This window comes from Chitinophaga sp. RAB17 (assembly GCF_052114225.1).
Taxonomy (GTDB): domain Bacteria; phylum Bacteroidota; class Bacteroidia; order Chitinophagales; family Chitinophagaceae; genus Chitinophaga.
Genome location: NZ_JBFREI010000002.1, coordinates 883,641 through 897,401, shown reverse-complemented (window position 1 = coordinate 897,401; position 13,761 = coordinate 883,641). Strand labels below are relative to the sequence as shown.

Annotated in this window: 7 protein-coding genes; 4 read left to right on the top strand and 3 right to left on the bottom strand. The window is 39.3% G+C overall.

Annotation, left to right across the window (positions count from 1 at the left end):
- Positions 1 to 150: 150 nt before the first annotated feature.
- Positions 151 to 4,098 carry an SMEK domain-containing protein gene (locus AB4Z08_RS09665; RefSeq protein WP_441573524.1) on the top strand — a complete coding sequence of 1,316 codons (3,948 nt, stop codon included), beginning with the start codon at positions 151 to 153 and terminating at the stop codon, positions 4,096 to 4,098.
- A 45-nt stretch (positions 4,099 to 4,143) separates the two neighbouring features.
- On the opposite strand, the gene AB4Z08_RS09660 is transcribed toward AB4Z08_RS09665, so the two are convergent.
- Positions 4,144 to 4,722: a hypothetical protein gene (locus tag AB4Z08_RS09660; RefSeq protein WP_441573523.1), complete on the bottom strand. Its 579-nt coding sequence runs from the start codon at positions 4,720 to 4,722 to the stop codon at positions 4,144 to 4,146.
- Between the two features lie 691 nt (positions 4,723 to 5,413).
- Here AB4Z08_RS09660 and AB4Z08_RS09655 point away from each other — a divergent pair.
- Genes AB4Z08_RS09655 through AB4Z08_RS09645 form a run of 3 tightly spaced genes read left to right on the top strand, consistent with a single transcriptional unit; the run spans position 5,414 to position 8,651 of the window.
- Positions 5,414 to 6,607 carry a DUF262 domain-containing protein gene (locus tag AB4Z08_RS09655; protein WP_441573522.1) on the top strand — a complete coding sequence of 398 codons (1,194 nt, stop codon included), beginning with the start codon at positions 5,414 to 5,416 and terminating at the stop codon, positions 6,605 to 6,607.
- A gap of 16 nt (positions 6,608 to 6,623) precedes the next feature.
- Positions 6,624 to 7,706, top strand: a complete 1,083-nt coding sequence (locus AB4Z08_RS09650) for an AAA family ATPase (protein ID WP_441573521.1) — start codon at positions 6,624 to 6,626, stop codon at positions 7,704 to 7,706.
- On the top strand, positions 7,707 to 8,651 hold the full coding sequence (locus AB4Z08_RS09645) for a hypothetical protein (RefSeq protein WP_441573520.1): 945 nt from the start codon (positions 7,707 to 7,709) through the stop codon (positions 8,649 to 8,651).
- Between the two features lie 365 nt (positions 8,652 to 9,016).
- On the opposite strand, the gene AB4Z08_RS09640 is transcribed toward AB4Z08_RS09645, so the two are convergent.
- Both AB4Z08_RS09640 and AB4Z08_RS09635 read right to left on the bottom strand, forming a co-directional pair.
- A complete protein-coding gene (locus AB4Z08_RS09640) occupies positions 9,017 to 9,817 on the bottom strand; it encodes a hypothetical protein (RefSeq protein ID WP_441573519.1) in 801 nt (266 codons plus the stop codon).
- A gap of 11 nt (positions 9,818 to 9,828) precedes the next feature.
- Positions 9,829 to 13,641, bottom strand: a complete 3,813-nt coding sequence (locus AB4Z08_RS09635) for an ATP-binding protein (protein ID WP_441573518.1) — start codon at positions 13,639 to 13,641, stop codon at positions 9,829 to 9,831.
- Positions 13,642 to 13,761 lie beyond the last annotated feature (120 nt).

Below are 13,761 nucleotides of genomic sequence, written 5' to 3'. Positions count from 1 at the left end.
TGATTCTACAATTGATTGGCTTTGAAAGAATCAGATAAATTTCCCTAGCTTCGATTTCAGGAATTTGAATACCTCGATATTGATTTTCTGGATTCCCGAGGATTAATAAAATAACCCTACTTTAATTTTCCTGGATTGCAAAATATTACTATGAATAGAAGCATTGAAATGACTCAAATACGGAAGCTGATAACTCTTTGGCTAACTGAAATCGGGTTAGCCAATGCTGAATCATATTTTGACATAAACAAAGTTTCTGAACACCTTTGCCGGCAGTTATTGAATTTAATTTTCGGCTATGATTTAATAGACCTGAATACGGATGAAAATCCCAATTTTCCCGGTTTGGATATTGGTGATGAAGTCAATTCAAAGGTAGCATTTCAAATCACTTCAAGAACAGACAATCGTAAAGTCTTTAAAAACCTAAAGACGGTAGTTGACAAAGGGTATGATAAAACATTCACTGCCGGTGTAAAATTTTTAATTCTAAACGCCACGCATAAAATTAAATTTGGCAAAAAAGCAAAGCAGCCAAGCGAAATACTTGCAACTTTTAATCCATCCAGAGATATTATACATCCTGAAGATCTGATCAAAGAAATCGACGCTATTTACGAAAAAGAAGCGGATTTGATCAAGTTTAATAAGGTTAAGCTGTTGCTTGAAAAAGAGTTGTCTCCAAAGTTTCCGGCGTCAGTTATCGATCAGCAGTCAAAAGGAATTGAAACTATACAAAAACTGATATCTGAGAGATTATTAGCTGGTAACAAAGAAACCGTAGAAATAAATGTATCCAGCAGTTTTTTTGATGATGATTTTGAAATCCCTTTGATCAAAAATCTCGTACCGAGAGCTGAGCTTGCAGACCGGTACATAGAAATGCTGCAGGAGGAGATATTGTGGGTACACGGCCCTTTGTCGTCGGGAAAAACGAGCATGGCGGTTGCTATTGCGCAAAAACTGGCAGGTTCCGTTTTCTGGATAGAATGCCGTGGCATTGAAGAAGAGCAATTGGTAGAACATATATTAAATGCATTGTCTGTCAGCCTGAAGGTGCAGGTTCCTCTGGGCTCCCGCTTTAAAGCTGTGGTTACCATTTTAACTGAACATCTGCCTGATACGACAGTCATACTAAACGACCTGCCGCAACTAAATGATGCCCGGAAAATTAAGAATCATTTTAGCTATTTATCCGGTAAAATATTGGATGCGGGTGCTTCGTTGTTGATCACTTCAAATTTCCCGGCGCCGGAAAGTCTGACAGATGATAATGACCTCCCTGTCATACACGAAGAAATACCTCCTTTCAACCAGGATGAAACAGCAGATTTGCTCACCGCATTTGGTGCAAATGAGGAAGTGAGTGCAGAATTAAAAGGTTTGATAACAACATCGACCGAGGGGCATCCTTTACTCATAAGATCTGCGGCAAGGTATCTGGCACAAAAAGACTGGAAGTTTAATGAAGATGATCTGTTCGCAATTTTCACCGGCAAATTTGACGTATCAACAAATCATTCTACCTATGCTGTCTTACTGGAGGCTACAACAGATGAACAGACAAGGGAACTACTGTACCGGTTAAAGTATGTGATCGGAAGTTTTGACAAAAATACTGCTGATCTGGTCGGCTCCATAGAGCCTGTCTTAGATCGTATCGGGGAGCGTTTGAACGAGCTTAACGGAACCTGGTTGCAGGAAAATCGCGAAAGACAATACCGGGTATCGCCCCTCATAAAGAAGTTAGGTGACAATGTCGCGGGAGATATAAAGGCGGCCATTTATGAAAAGCTGGCGAAAGACATCATCGAAAAGAAAAACATATCACAAATAGACGCATCCACTGCGATCGTTTACTTCTCCTTAGCCGGCCAGAGCAATCGTGCAGCAATGATTTTGATCCAGGTTTTGCATGAATTTTTAAAAACCCCTGAAGTGTTTTTTGACTGGGGGTTCGACATGCACTGGTATCGTGCAGCATTGCCTGATGATATGATTTCCAATTTCCAGGTCCAGATCCGTGTCGCGCAGATTGCTATAAGCGCCGGAATGGATCAGGAGCTGGCTTTTCTTAAATCTGATCTGGAAAGAATCATATGTCAGGACGGCGTTGGATTGTTTTACCGGTATCTGGGAAACAATGCTCTTTTCCAACTGAACTTTAAGCAAGCTCCATTGCGTGCAATGGATGAGCTTACAGCAATAGAAGCTGGTGGAAAGAAGCTTAGGGAGATGACGAACTTTATGGATTTATTTAAAGACGATAATCCGCTTGTCGATGACCGGTTATTGAATGGCATTTGGCTGATATTTTCTCAGTTATTTACAATTGAAGATTTCCGGGAATGGTTCGGTAAGCTAAGTCCGGGCGGTTATCCGGAACAAATTACCGACCCGGTCACCAACGATGCCTATGCGATGGCAGGTGTTTCTATCTACCGGAACATCGTGTTGACCTATACGCAGGCGGGCGATGTAAAAGCAACTTTAAAAGAGATTATAAGCYGTTCTGTGGATCACAGGTTATTTCTTTTGGCTGCATACGGTCTCAGGTTTTTAGTTAAATATTTGGCAGAACAGGAAAAAGATATTGAACAAGCACTTGCGCTCCATGCCGGTTATGAAGAATTACTTTCAAAATCTGATATTTACCGATTTCTGGTTTACGCAGAGCTGAGCCGGCAGTGCTACTTTAATGATAAGGAAGAACAGGCTTTCAAATATGCCGAACCTTTGCTGAAATTAAAGCTGCCGGATTTTTACATCGAGCAATTCGACTATTATATGGCGGTTTCACAGCTATATTTTAAGAAAGATGCTGCTTTGTCTTCGTCTTATTCGGTCGCCGCGCTGAAAATGGCAATAGCTAATCCTTTAATTGTTGCAGAGGATAAAGTGAAAATGTACGGAGAGGCAGCCATTGGGCTCGCCCGTATCGGCGGGTTTAAGGATGCGCTGTACACTTTAGCAGAGGGGTATGAAATAGTTTTAAATGCTTTTCTGGATACGGACGAATATAAGGCTATTGTTATCCGCTACGGCAGCACGATCCTATATGTATTACAATTGCTGACATTCGGCTCCGGCAAGGACTTCGGGGAAACTGAAAAATTCGTCGTACCCGAGCCTGGATTGTTCTATAGGGATCATGACAAATTGTTAGCGGGTGGTTTTTATTTTGAAGAGCGGAAGTTCATGGTCGCCGCTATTGCGACGGATGGTTTTGAGAAGATATTTGACCATGACAACGCCCAAAAATGGGCCTACAAAAGTTTGGAGCTGGGCACTGCATTGGAAGAAGCTCAGTTCCTACCGATTATACAGAAATTTGTGTTTTATCCGGTTGAGGATAAGCAGTATCGGCAGGCTTATAATTTACTCGCCGTAGTTGAAAAATTTTATCAGGACCTTTCTAAAAAAGTTGAAGACGATACGGCCAGCAAAGAGGGCCGGGAATTGCTAGATCGTGCGAAAAAAACGCGTTCTATACATGATGATTTTGGCATTTATCTATTCATATTATTTCCGGCCGCGCTAGATTTTTCTCTAAGGATTGTGACCGGGGAATTGCAGCCGGAGCAATTTCAGGCCAACATCAACGCGGCTTTTGAAAATGATAAATATCTACTAGTCAATGAAACGGAGTTTACACATGCCAAATCAGTCTTTGAAACAATAATGATCGATAGAATAGATTACGAGGAGTTTAAAGATCTGAATAACGAATCTACCGGAAGTAACAAGGATTTTATTTACGCCATAGGGTCTTTTTTGCTAAGCAGCTTTGCGGATGCAACGCACGCAGCAAACTTGCAACTTGCTAATGTGATCACACTGGAAAAGACATTTCAGAACACGATACCCGCTTTCTATAATTTCCAGGTAATACCTTATTTTGAACAATTCTGGCGACAAAAATTCATTACAAACAGGCACGATTTTAATACGCCTGGTCACCTGGAGGAAAAAGGCTTTTCATTGATCGAAAAAACCGAGCCGGAAAAAAGAGTGCGGAAAATATTCCAAGTTTTAGTCAACCATCTGCCGGTCGTGCAAACCAAGCAGATCGAAGATTTTATCGACCTCGATCAATAGACGACCGTGAATCAGGAAACGTTAATTCTAAGAAATCATGTCAGTCTATTTAGGCTGCACTTTGAAGATATCTCTGTTTATCCATTCGGGAACTTCTTTCCGAGTTAGTACGTAATACCATCGTAGCACCCGAACAACAATTGCTGCTGCTTCTCTTGCGTTTTCAATAGTTTCAATATCACTGGCAACAAGTAAAAGGCTATGGATTTTATAGTGCGTCAGGTGATTACGCCAGTCTTTCAATTTCCTTATTTCCTGAAACTCCTTCGTTCCTTTTAAACTCTGTTTCCCATTTTGGCAGATTTTTTCAATCCAGGTTGACCATTTATCGTCAAAGTAAGTATTCATAATACTATTATCCAGATCGTACTTCTGAGTTTCTGTCATTGATGTAGGCCCGTTCTTAAAACCCATTTCATCAAAATATTCCGCATTGATAAATGCTTCTAAAAATAAGAACGATGACAAAATGGTAAACCGCATGCCACGTTTTTGGGTAGGGAAAAGAATATCAGCTGGTTCTGGCCCTTTTAATACCTCTGCTGCCTCTGCCTGCTGCAGAAAATATTCAATATCGTCCCAGTAAGCAGTTACTAAATTATGTGGTTTTCTTATTACAGTCATAGATCAAAAATTAAAGTAAGAGCGGATTTTCGTTTCCATTTGCGTTTCAACCAGATTTAGGTCTTGGAATTCGGGAAATCGGATACTGGCGAGTAATTTAAAAGACATTCATTGAATATTTAGGGCTTGTTGCAGTAAAAATAATTTATTTCTATGTAAAGTATAACTCACGTGCAGCCTGTTGCGGACTGTGATGTGCATAACTCTGGGTAATTTCCATTCAATACATAAATTGTGTTTGATGCGGCGTTAAAAAGAAGGGGAGATAAATCTTTCAACTGACCTCCCCAAAATTAACGCTCTCACAACAATGATATTAATAACAAATCAAAATATCCAAGGAGATCGCATTCATTTTGTTCTGTCCCTAAAATGTGTATTTCGGCCATTTTGACCCAGAATAATGGGCAGTTCGGTTCTTCGTCACTTTCGGTGGTACCTTTAAAAGAACCTTACAATTATTTAGTTTATATATCCTAAAAATTCGTTTTCATTACCATTTTGAAAAACGATTATAACTAACCTATGGCTTACCGCCAAAAGTGGAGAAGAATCGCATTCAAAGAAATACACATATAGGTTAGTATTTAAAGCATTTTCGACATCTTGTTTTTATATTTGAGCGTTCATAGCAATAGATTTGGCTGGTTTTGCCGTTTTAATCAACTATATTAGTATTTAATTTAAAAATTTGGAAAGCAATTTAAGACGTTTAGGGAAGTTGGATAACGATGGACAGGCAGAACTGTCTTACGATCCTGATGACGTTAATATTCGTCTGCAGACCTTTCGGGTGGGAGAGCTGATTCAAATGGTGACTGATAGCAATCTCGATATTTTAGAGGATGATTTTGAGGATCTCAGATCACTATTAAATACTGATTCAGAGCGATTGGACGAAATGGATATTGACGGTGAGGACGATCTTCAGCGCAACAGAAACTTGTGGGATGCTCCTCAAAAGAGTCGTTTTATCGAATCTTTAATGATAAAACTGCCCATTCCTTTGTTCTATTTTGACGGTAGCCGTAAGCCATGGAGGGTTGTAGATGGTTTACAACGGTTAAATACCATCGTATCATTTATAAAAGGTGAGTTTCGCCTGACCGACCTGGAATACCTGAAAGATGAATGTGAAAAGCTAAAGTATTCAGACGACTTATTTCCGCCCAGACTTAAAAGACGGATTTATGATGCAGAGATCATCAGTTATGTCATCAATCCAGGCACGCCCCCGGAAGTAAAATATAATATTTTTAAGAGGATCAATACCGGCGGACTTAAGCTTAACGGACAGGAAATACGGAATGCTTTTTTTCGGGGAGGTCCGGCTGAGTTAACTAAAGAGTTGGCCAGGTCAGAGGAGTTCATATTGGCGACTGGAGGTAAAGTATCGTCGAGACGAATGGTAGACAGGGAATATGTTAATAGATTTATTGCGTTTCAAATTTTCAATTACGAAGAATACAATGGAAAAATGGATTTATTTCTATCCAGGTCTATGAATCTTCTGTTTAGGGCAACAAATGATGATCTTTTGCAAATTAGGGAATTATTCAAGCGCTCGATGAAAAGATCTTTTCAGCTCTTTGGAAACATGAGCTTCAGAAGGCAGAAAAGTAGTTCAGAATATTCTAAACAACCCAACAAGGCATTATTTGACACGATATCATGGAATCTGGTTCAGATAGGTGAACGCGATTTTGAGTACTTGAATGCCAATAAAATCAATTTCAACGAAAGCCTAGCTAGTTTTTTAAATTCTGAACAGATGTATAAAGCCATCAATGATACGACAGGCAGCAAGACTGCAATCAGAACTCGATTTTTACAACTTCAAAATTTTATCAACGCATTTTTAAATGATCAGCCATATACGTCTTAAAAACTTCAAGTGTTTCGTGGATGAGCCGTTCGAATTGGCTCAGCTCACTTTATTCACCGGAATCAATGGAATGGGTAAGTCCAGCGTGATTCAAAGTTTGCTGCTTCTTAAACAGAGTCATGCAAGTACCGTTTTGCAAATAAAGAAAGAGGTCGATCTCTGGAACTTTAGCTTTACAGATTTGCAGTCCGCAGATAGCTTGTGTAATGCGAATGCTTATCCGAAAACTGTCGGAATCGAAGTGGAAGATGATGACAAAACCTATGTTTGGGATATTGATGCGTCGAGTTCCGACAGCAGTCAACTCCCTGTTGTTTTCACCGGACACGAAGATTGGCAAAGACTAAATATATTTCAGAAAGATTTTATCTACATCAGCGCCGAACGCCTCGGACCGAGAAGGCAATATTCCAGGAAGACGGAAAGGGTATTTAATACCAAACTTGGCATTCAGGGAGAGGCTACACCAGTATATATTTTCGATGCAATCAATCGAAATGAACAGATTGGAATTAATGCGGTTAAGCATCCTTCGCTTGAATCTCTGGATTTTTACGAAAACCTGAATGCCTGGATAGGAGATATTCTAGGGCGCGAAGCAGTTGCAAAGGTTAGCTCTGATAACAAGGAGGAAGTGAATTTAAGTTACGGCTTCAAAGGTGCTCAGGGAGGTAACTTTTCTGCAATGCAGGTGGGTTTTGGCTATAGCTTTAGTTTGCCTGTCATCACTTCGGCTCTGATCTGTAAGAAAGGTGATTTGCTGATCATTGAGAATCCAGAAGCGCATTTGCATCCATCCGCTCAATCGAAAATCGGCATGTTGTTGGCACTAGTTGCCCAGAACGGCGTTCAAGTAATCATAGAAACCCACAGCGATCACGTAGTGAACGGTATCAGGGTAATCATTAAAGGATCACAGCGTTACGGAAAGGTTGATTCGGATCTGTTGAGAGTTCACTTTTTTAATTATGATATAGTTGGAAATGAAGAGCATCAAACCCATCGGAATCTCTCTGCGCTTCCTAATGGGAAACTAACCGGCTGGCCAATTGGATTTTTTGATGAATGGGATAACAACCTGGATAAATTGATCGATTAAATGTACTGCATTTTAAATGAGCTTTCAATTTCACCGGAGGGTGTGGTTGTTGCAAACCCGGGACCATTATTAAAAACTTTGATTGACACCTTTTTAAAGGCTAGAACCTACAAGCTTGAACAGGTAATCGTTCCCTCAGGTTTTTCAGATCTCGCAATAACATCAGGTATGTCGGCCAAAGCTTACAAAAATACTTTAGACGATCCGGATGAAAAAAGCCGAATAAATAGTTTTCTGGCGAACGCTACGCAACATTTTGATGGCCATTATGACCAGGATTTTGCCGCCGCAGAAGATGGAAGACTGATCGATGTTTCCTTCGACGGTGTACGTTCATCATCGATGAGGGATGCACACATTTGTGACTTGCCTTTGTTAAGTTTCGATGTTGATCCATTTCGGACGACAACTGTTAACTGTGATAAGTATATTTTGACTGATGCAGGCGAGCAAACTATGCCCATTACTGTCATGAACCTGCATGATCCAGAGAGTTTTGCTGCTCACGAAGCTGCTTTTTTGAAACTGTGTCAGGATATCATTCTTAAGTGGGAGCGGTGGGATCCGGCAGATAATCCATGCTGGAGAAAAGAGGTAACGGACAACATTTTGACAGATGCTGGTTATCCAAGTTTCACTGGGAAAGAAAGCATGCAGGAAAAGCGTTCGAAAAATACCAAGGTAGTATTAGACGTTTTGAAAGCGAATGGGTGGGTTTACAACTATATTGTGACTGGCAAAAATAATCGTCGCGCGGCGATATGGAAAATCTTTTCCAATCCTATGTCAAATGAGCAGGTATACATTTCGGTAGATCTTGGAGAAGGAGAATTCGAAATTCAGAACAGACACGGAAAATGGACAAATACCACTTTTTTTGACGGGCGTAAACATCCGACAAAAGATTACAAGGGTGAGAACTCTCACGATATTAAACTCAGGTAGTCTACAATGCATTTCGCTAAACCGAGTTATTGAGTTTAAAACTCAATACTCTGTCGGCAGTACCAAGCTACGTTTTGAATGTCTCGAAACCTGGGGTGTATAGCCTATAGGCATTTTTCCCACACATACTTTTTAGTTTTTTCTATGATTTGCGAGATGTACGATGGCCGGTGCTTTGCTATTTATAAGTGAACTCGCCCAATCGCAGCCCAGAGTGTATATAACACAAATAATTGGAAGGTTCTTTATAGCTACCACCAAAAGTGGGAAGAACCACATTTTCCGAAATGTACACAATAATAGATGTCTCCTTTTGCGGAAATTCCAGTGGTTTTAATTTATCACATATTCTTTGTCTTGGCAATTTATGCAGGTAGGGATTTTCTATAGTGGCTTGATGCTCGGGCTAACGTACCGTAAAGCGAATTTATAAAGTCCCTAGACCGATCTAAGACTTCCTTGGTAAAAACATCAACATTTAACAAGGGCGAAGTAGCAGCAAAATGGCTTTCAAACCTAATAATTTTGTAGGTTAATGTATCAGAAGCCAGATTCTGGTTGTAACCATGAACAAATGAGTTCCGCAAGCTATAAATCGTAAGTAGATAACCGTCAAAATACGCATCAAAACCATTGATACAAGTACTAAGTTCATCATTTCTCCTATAACCCAAACTGATAAGAATTTTAAGAAAGGTGCGATAATCATGTAATGGAGAACTTTGTGGAGGCTTATTTCCGTGAATAATCACTTTTTTCAACATGACTTCCGATAAGGTTACTAGACATTCGTAAATAGAAGAAATCATCAGGATAAAACTCTGAAAGTTCATATCTATAATTTCTTTGTACAACAATCTGTCATCACACTCAAAAACCTGCCTTAAAGTAGCTGTTCCATCGATAAATGTACAATCCATCAAATATGGCAATGTGGCGGGGTTTCCACTAAGTACTGCATGATCGATGTTTTCAAAATAGGTGATGTATAGCATTTCACACTTTCTAAACTTCCCTTCTATACCATCCAAAAGGCTTTTGAAAGCGTTAATTTCGATCTCCAGTTTCTTATTAATATCTTTATTTACAGTTGTGATTTTTGACGACAAAATTTTCCGATTCACTACAGATAACAGGGCGTTTCTTGCCGCAGCGAAATTGCTCAAATTAACAGATTTTACCATATAAAATTATCTCTATCAAATGATTGATTAATTTCTGCTTCGACCGCCTTCAAAACATCTCTCAAGAACAGTGTAGCTGGCAGATAGTCGGGCATAGTTGTGATCTTATTTTTCAATAGTGCCTGAACATCAAGATCAACCTTGAACGGCTGCCCAACTGCACCACTTTTGACTCCCAAAGTAGTTATTGCAAGATAGCCCTCCTGTCTAACAAGTTTATACGACTCTTCTTGAGTATCGCTATATTCATGAGCGATTGTAAAGGTTTCCGTAACCAGATCCACTAGACTCTCATCTTTAATATGAAAAATTGACCATGTTTCCATAAGCCTAGCAATCAGTTTTAGATCATTCCCTATTTCTTCTACCTTAAAGCTATACCATTTAATGAGTTCTGCATTTAGTGACTTACCCGGTTGCAGATATTCCAATAAATCCTTACCAAAATATCTTTCCGTTGGACCATCTAGTTCCAGATACCACAATACAGCCTTATAAAACATCTCTTGTTTCAAATCAGGCAAGCAGTCATCAAATAAATGGGAGTAATCTCCAGGAGGAACATATTCATATCCGGATAGCTTATTTTGAGTTTTCAACACCATCATTTGGAGGTCAAAACGACTCTTCAAATATTCAAATACTATATCTGATCCACTGAACTTTAGTGCTCTGTTCAGGCTTCGCTCTAATTCATAGCTAAGAGAGAATCTTTGTGTATGATTAAGCACAAGATCTGTGAGGAACGCTTCCTCTGCCTTTGAGTTGTCGGAAAGCCAAATAAAAAACATTCCAGCTTCTCGTTGGCCGGCAAAACTCAAAAACTCTCTGCAAATTCGCATGGCTTCTGGATGCTCAGCGACAATTAGGCTTTGAAGCCCACTGGCTAAACTAAAATTATTTGCAGTCCTCTTTTTATTAAAAATCTTAATGATTACCTCGGTATCCGCTTCATGAATTGTTGTCATGCCTGGCACCCTTCGGCCATAAACGGTCAATAAAACATTATCCGCCGCCTCTGTATCTCGCAGTTGGAGCGCTTTAACCTGCGCCCAATAAAAGTCTTCGTCTTTAAAAGTAAAATACGCACCTCCCAAAAGTGTTGCGCCGTATAAATCAAAAAGCTTTGGCGAATTCTGGGTTATATGAAGGTAAAATTCTTTGGCATACTCTGGATGGGAATCGATCATTCTATTTAAAAACGGTGAAAAAAAGTGCGGGGGATAAGCTTCCCCTTCTAAGGCCGACGCTAGCCCGACCGCCATTTCTTCTTTTGAGCTCATCGCAATTAGTTCATCGCATTTTGCAGACATTTGCCCATCTTTATCGAACGGGTTCAAGATGTCAATTTCTGCTTTCGTAAAAAGCTGCGAAATTTGCTCACTAAGATTTTTGGGGTGCAGCCTTAATTGAATTTTTTGGATCTGAGGAAGTAAATCTGTGTCAATTCCCCAGCGTTCGTATAGATGTAGTTTATCCTGTACTTCTTTTCGTTCCGATAATTCAAATAACGTAGCCTTCTGCTCCAAAAAATTAAACACAGTTTCTATTTCCTCATTTTGCACATATGGCTTTTCATTACGTTGCGTAGAAAGAATTGTTCTAGGAACATCCAAGATTGCCTTTAAAATTTCGAATGTCACCACTTGAGCCAATGATTGATCGTACATTTTAATGAATAGATCAATAATGCTCCTTCTTAATTTTTTAACTGAGGCCGTTGATGGTAAGTAGGCAGTGGTGATTATCAAGGTAGAACGGTCTGAAGGACTGCTACCTGTGAAAGTAAATTCTAGGTTAAGCATTTGCCTAAATGCGCTGGTAGCAAAGGCGGCCTCCTTATCACTCAATTTTTTTATTTTCTTACTGAAATGCTGTATAATAAATTGTTGAGCGGTGAACCGGAACTTTTCAGCCACATCTCGCCTGGAGAATGCATAGATATTGGAAATTTTCGTTTCACCAGTCCTCTCATACAATATTAAAGCTTTACGCACCACAAAATCATAATGTTCGGAATAATGCAAAAGAAACACAAGCAACTCTTGGACTTTAGCAAGGCCGCTGTCACCGGAATAATTCGGAAACTGCCCAATTTCGACTAACTCTCTGTAAATAACATGCTCAGGAATTGATACAATATTTAGATAATTTTGAATAGCCTGAATAGCTACCCCTGGCTTATAGGGAGCTATTTTTATTACTGTATTCAACACCCGATGAACTAATTCTATGGTATCTGCTCCGTTAATGTAACCTACATATGAATTGAGCATTTTATCTAACGCTTTTGTCTCGACTCCTGATATCTCATCAACACTACTTAAATTGATGATCATATTTTCAAAAAATTCGGGAAACCCTGCAAGGAAATCCACCACATGTTCTTGATCAATCTCAGACAGAATTATATCACTGTAGTAATCTGGCTTAACGCTTTGCTCCCAGCGGCCATCAACATATCCATTATCAATTAATAATTTAAGTGCTACACTTAGATCAGCACCTAGAACATTATGTTTTTCTGCTATTTTTTTAACAATTACTGAATCACTATAGTTAAGTGGCTCAATTAAAACAATATGCTGTAGGATTCGCTTAGATTGAAGTTTTGACCAACCTGTTAAAGTTGAAAGTTCATTATAGAAGCTATCAAAATAGCCCGTCACAAAGCCACGAAGGGAGCCTTTCTTACGTATTTCGCTCGTTGGCATTCCCTCATACATGGCCTGCAACATTGCAATTACTAGGATTGGTTTACCATATGATAATTCAACGAGTTCTGTTATAAAATTCTCATAATTCGAACCAGATATATACTTCCTGAACAACTCCTCTGTATCTGGTCTTGAAAGGTTATCCAACCTCACTTGTAAAACTTCATCCTTTTCATACTCTTTCAGAAGTTGCAGAGATTTGAATGCTTCTAGGTTACGAGCAGTAAGAATTAGTTTGACTTTGTTTGATGCCCCATCGCAAATGCGCTTTATATCGGCAATAATTTCAGGTGAATAAGTATGTGCGTCATCAATTAAGATCACGTAATTTCGGTCTCCAGCGAGTGCTTTGCGAATTTTATCAAATTCGATATTACGATTTTGTAAAACCAATGCAGACCAATCATCCCTTTCATCAATAATTGATCGGAAAAATTCTATAACCAAGCGGGTTTTCCCAATTCCGGCCTCCCCTGTGACCAAAGCAATGGTACGGTCATCAGAAAGAAAAGACTCTAGGATAAGGATATCAGCACTACGTGCGATGAACATATTATGAAATGTACCTGGCTTGAAACCTTCTAGTGTTAAATACTTGCTGAAGACGATAGGATATTCTCTTAATTGAGCAGAATTGAAACCGTCAGTAAGCCAGAGTTCCAGCAGCGGAAACTGCAAATACAGATTAAATAATTTTGTACCCTCCCAAATCCAGCATGAACACTCTTTTCCTAGCTTCTGAAGTTCACTATCAAACTCATCCTTTAACTCTTTCTTTTCCTGCGGGAGTAATTCAATATTTGTAACCAAAACAAAGTAATTCTCGTCATTAATCAATGAGAGTTCCTTTTTGACAACAGACTTCAAATTGGATACTGCTTGGCTTCTTACTCCGGAACGAAACTTATACTGAAATCTAAACTTGCCTGTGAATTCATCATAACTTCCCTCAAACAATCCATCAATCCCACCATCTTTACCGGAAGCCGAAAAACCCTGAAAGGTTTTTCCAATCTCAAAGGATAAAAGAGCATTACAAAAAAGCAGGAAATCTTGTTCCTTATAATTTGACCAATTTATAGAATCCATAGAAGCGTAATGAGATAGCCGAAGATACCAAATTCGTAGAAGTAAATCCAATGATTCACATTAGATTGCCTGTGCCCCGGATGATTTTGCCTCAAACAACAGCTCTAACTTCTGTAACAT

Bases quoted from the DNA above. Each gene is read 5' to 3' on its own strand.
- AB4Z08_RS09645 (WP_441573520.1), top strand. From the start codon at position 7,707: ATGTACTGCATTTTAAATGAGCTTTCAATTTCACCGGAGGGTGTGGTT.
- AB4Z08_RS09660 (WP_441573523.1), bottom strand. From the start codon at position 4,722: ATGACTGTAATAAGAAAACCACATAATTTAGTAACTGCTTACTGGGAC.
- AB4Z08_RS09635 (WP_441573518.1), bottom strand. From the start codon at position 13,641: ATGGATTCTATAAATTGGTCAAATTATAAGGAACAAGATTTCCTGCTT.